4 protein-coding genes are annotated in these 3,580 nt (G+C 60.7%); all 4 read right to left on the reverse strand.

What is annotated here, in order from left to right; genetic code table 11:
* Positions 1-404: ABC transporter ATP-binding protein (locus ACQ5BM_RS34500; RefSeq protein WP_429820825.1), on the reverse strand; the 404-nt coding region annotated here is incomplete at its 3' end.
* Positions 404-1,288: an ABC transporter ATP-binding protein gene (locus ACQ5BM_RS34505; protein WP_429820827.1), complete on the reverse strand. Its 885-nt coding sequence runs from the start codon at positions 1,286-1,288 to the stop codon at positions 404-406. The genes ACQ5BM_RS34500 and ACQ5BM_RS34505, both read right to left, overlap by 1 nt.
* Entirely contained in the window at positions 1,288-2,673 is a 1,386-nt protein-coding gene (gene livM, locus ACQ5BM_RS34510; RefSeq protein ID WP_429820829.1) for a high-affinity branched-chain amino acid ABC transporter permease LivM, read from the reverse strand. The genes ACQ5BM_RS34505 and livM overlap by 1 nt, the downstream gene beginning before the upstream one ends.
* Positions 2,674-2,677: 4 nt before the next feature.
* The coding region (locus ACQ5BM_RS34515; protein WP_429820831.1) for a branched-chain amino acid ABC transporter permease at positions 2,678-3,580 on the reverse strand (903 nt) is incomplete at its 5' end.

Genomic DNA, 3,580 nt, shown 5'->3' on the forward strand with positions numbered 1-3,580 from the left:
CCGCGCTGTGCCTGGCGCTCCTTCAGACGCGGGAAAAGGGTAAACACCTTCTCCACGTCCTGATCGAAGTGCTTCAGGTTGTCGAGGCTCGCACCCATCTGCAGGTTCTCGAACACCGTCATGCGCGGGAAGATGCGCCGTCCCTCGGGAGACTGGGCGATACGCATCCGTGCGATCTCGTGCGTCGGCATGCGGGTGATGTCCTGGCCTTCGAAGAAGACCGAACCGGTGCGCGCCTGCGGGCTGCCGCAGATGGTCATCATCAGGGTCGACTTGCCGGCGCCGTTGGCGCCGATCAGGCAGACGATCTCGCCGCGGTGAACCTCGACGTCGACGCCGCTGAGCGCCCGGATGTTGCCGTAATAGGTCTCGACGGCTTTGACTTGGAGAAGAGGCGCCGTCATCAGTTGGTGCCTCCCTGTCCGCCTTCGATTTCCTCGATTTGTTCGATCACCTCTTCAACCTCTTCATCCTCGACACCCAGATAGGCCGCGATGACCTTCGGATCGCTCTTGACGAAATCCGGTGTGCCGTCGGAAATCTTCTGTCCGTATTCCAGGACCACCACGTGATCGGAAATCTCCATGACCACGGACATGTCGTGCTCGATCAATAGGATCGACGTGCCGGTCTCGGCGCGGATGCCCTGCAACAACTCGTTGAGCGCCAGCGACTCGCGCGGGTTGAGACCGGCGGCCGGCTCGTCCAGGCAGAGAAGCTCAGGTCCCGTGCACATGGCGCGGGCGATCTCGAGACGACGCTGCGCGCCATAGGAGAGGTCGCCGGCCGGATCATCCGCACGATCGATCAGCGACGCCTTTTCGAGCCAATGCTTGGCAAGATCGATCGCTTCGCGCGATGCCTGCCGGTAGGCGGGGAAGCCCAGGAGCCCGAGGAACGTGTAACCCGACGCCTGCATCAGCTTGTTGTGCTGCGCGACCAAGAGGTTTTCGAGCACGGTCAGGCCGGAGAACATCCGGATGTTCTGAAAGGTACGCGCCACCTTGGCATGCTTGGTGATCGCGAAGTCCGGCAGCCGTTCCAGCAGGTATTCCTTGCCGGCCTTCTGCTTCATCGTGATCATGCCCATCGTCGGCTTGTAGAAGCCGGTGATGCAGTTGAACACCGTGGTTTTGCCTGCGCCGTTCGGGCCGATCAGCGCGGTGATGTCGCCGCGATAGGCTTCGAAGGAAAAGTCGTTGATGGCCATGAGACCGCCGAAGCGCATCGACAGGTGCTCAACCTTGAGAATGGGGTCTTTTGTCATTGTCGTTGTCTCGCGGGCCATCAGCCGTGCCCTTCCTTGGTGAAGCTGCCGGAGACGGCCTTGCGCTGGTGCAGGAAGGCTGTCGGTTCGCGCGATCCGACGAAGCCGCGCGGCTTCCAGACCATGACGACGACCATGGCCAGGCCAAAGATCAGCATGCGGTAGAGTTCAGGGGTGAAGTCCGGCCCGAAGACCATCTTCAGGAAGGACAGTTCACGCAGGATTTCGGTGCCACCGATCATCACCACTGCAGCGATTGCGATGCCGGTCAGCGAGCCCATGCCGCCGAGAACCACGATCGCCAGAATGACCGCGGATTCCAGGAAGACGAAGGATTCAGGCGACACGAAGCCCTGGCGCACGGCGAAGAACGAGCCGGCAATACCGCCGAACATCGCGCCCGTTGCAAAGGCCGTCAGCTTGGTCGTGACCGTGTTGATGCCAAGCGACTTGCAGGCGATCTCGTCCTCGCGCAGTGCTTCCCAGGCACGGCCGATCGGCATGCGGCGCAGCCGGATCGTGACGAAGGCCGTCAGCATGCAGAGCCCGAGGATCAGGTAGAACAGGAAGATCTTGTAATAGGCCGACGAGATCGGCAGGCCCATCAGCGCTGCGAAGCCATCCTTCGACGCATCGAACTTGATGCCGAACAGCGTTGCCTTGGCGATGCCGGAGACACCGAACGTGCCCTTCGTTACCTCGGTCCAGTTGATCAGCACGAGGCGGATGATTTCCCCGAAGGCAAGCGTCACAATCGCCAGATAGTCACCGCGCAGGCGCAGGACAGGGAAGCCGAGGATTGTGCCCCAGCACGCGGAGAGGATGCCGGCGACCGGCAGGAGGACCCAGAACGACAGGCCGAAATAGGTCGACAACAGCGCGTAAGAATAGGCGCCGACCGCGTAGAAGGCGACGTAACCCAGGTCCAGAAGGCCGGCGAGGCCGACGACGATATTCAAGCCCCAGGCCAGCATCACATAGATCAGGATCTGGATGCCGAAATTGTCGACCCACTTCAGCGAGCCCTGCACGCCGAAGATCGCGACGATGATCGGCGGATAGACGACCAGGAACAAAATGGCGAGCTTCGAGAAGTTGCGGCTGAAGAAGCCCTCCTCCTTCACCACCTCCTCAGCCGCGGCCTTGGCAGCCTTGCGCCGGGCCATGGCCGGCTGGACATAGGCAACCATCAAGAAGCGGCCGACGGCGGCGACGATCACGAAGATCGCAAGCAGCCCCCAGCGCTGGTTGAGAATGAGCTCGTTGCGGATGTTCTGGTCGGACTTGAGACCGACGAACAGCACGAAAAGGCCAAGCGAAATCAGGCCCGCGAAGACAGCCTCGCGCAGGGCCCGCGCCGTCACGTCAGTGCCGGCACTTGCAGTCGTAGAAGCAATGTTTGCCATGGAATTATACCTTCTCGACTTCCGGTCGTCCGAGAATGCCAGACGGCTTGAAGATCAGGACGATGGCGAGAATGGAGAAGGTCGCGACGTCCTTGTAGTCGATGGTGAAGTAGGCAGACCAGAGGGACTCGATGAGCCCGATCAGCAGTCCGCCGAGAACGGCGCCCGGCAGCGATCCGATGCCGCCGAGAACGGCCGCGGTGAACGCCTTGACGCCAGGAACGAAACCGTCGGTGAAGACGACGACGCCATAATACATGAGATACATCGTGCCTGCGACGGCGGCCAGTGCCGCGCCCATGATGAAGGTCACCGAGATGGTGCGGTCGACGTCAACGCCGAGCAAGGCCGCCATCTTGCGATCCTGTTCGGTCGCACGCTGCGCACGACCGAGCGGCGTTCTGTTGACGATGTACCAGAAGATGGAAAGCAGGATCGCCGTGATGATGATGATGATGATCTGCTTCAGCGAGATGGTGATGCCGAAAATGTCGTAGACCGAGGAGACGAGCGGCGGGATCGGCTTGTTGCGCGGGCCCTGCGTCACCTGGATGAAGTTCGACAACGCAATCGACATGCCGATTGCCGTGATCAGCGGCGCAAGCCGGAACGAACCGCGCAGCGGCCGATAAGCCACCTTCTCGATCGTCCAGTTCCACAGCCCTGCCGTCAGCATGCCGACGATCATCATCAGCAAGAGCGCAAGTACAACCGGGACGCCCCCGATGAATGTTGTGAGAATCAGAAAGACAATCAATGCGGCGAAACCGCCAAGCATGAAGATATCGCCGTGGGCGAAGTTGATCATGCCAATGATGCCGTAGACCATGGTATAACCAATCGCGATCATACCATAAATAGACCCAAGAGTCAGCCCGTTGACGAGCTGCTGGACGAAATACTCCAT

This window comes from Ensifer sp. B1-9 (genome assembly GCF_050474445.1).
In the GTDB taxonomy this organism is placed as follows: domain Bacteria; phylum Pseudomonadota; class Alphaproteobacteria; order Rhizobiales; family Rhizobiaceae; genus Ensifer.

Excerpts from the sequence above, each read along its gene's own strand:
- ACQ5BM_RS34505 (WP_429820827.1), bottom strand. The coding sequence starts at position 1,288 with ATGGCCCGCGAGACAACGACAATGACAAAAGACCCCATTCTCAAGGTT.
- livM (WP_429820829.1), bottom strand. The coding sequence starts at position 2,673 with ATGGCAAACATTGCTTCTACGACTGCAAGTGCCGGCACTGACGTGACG.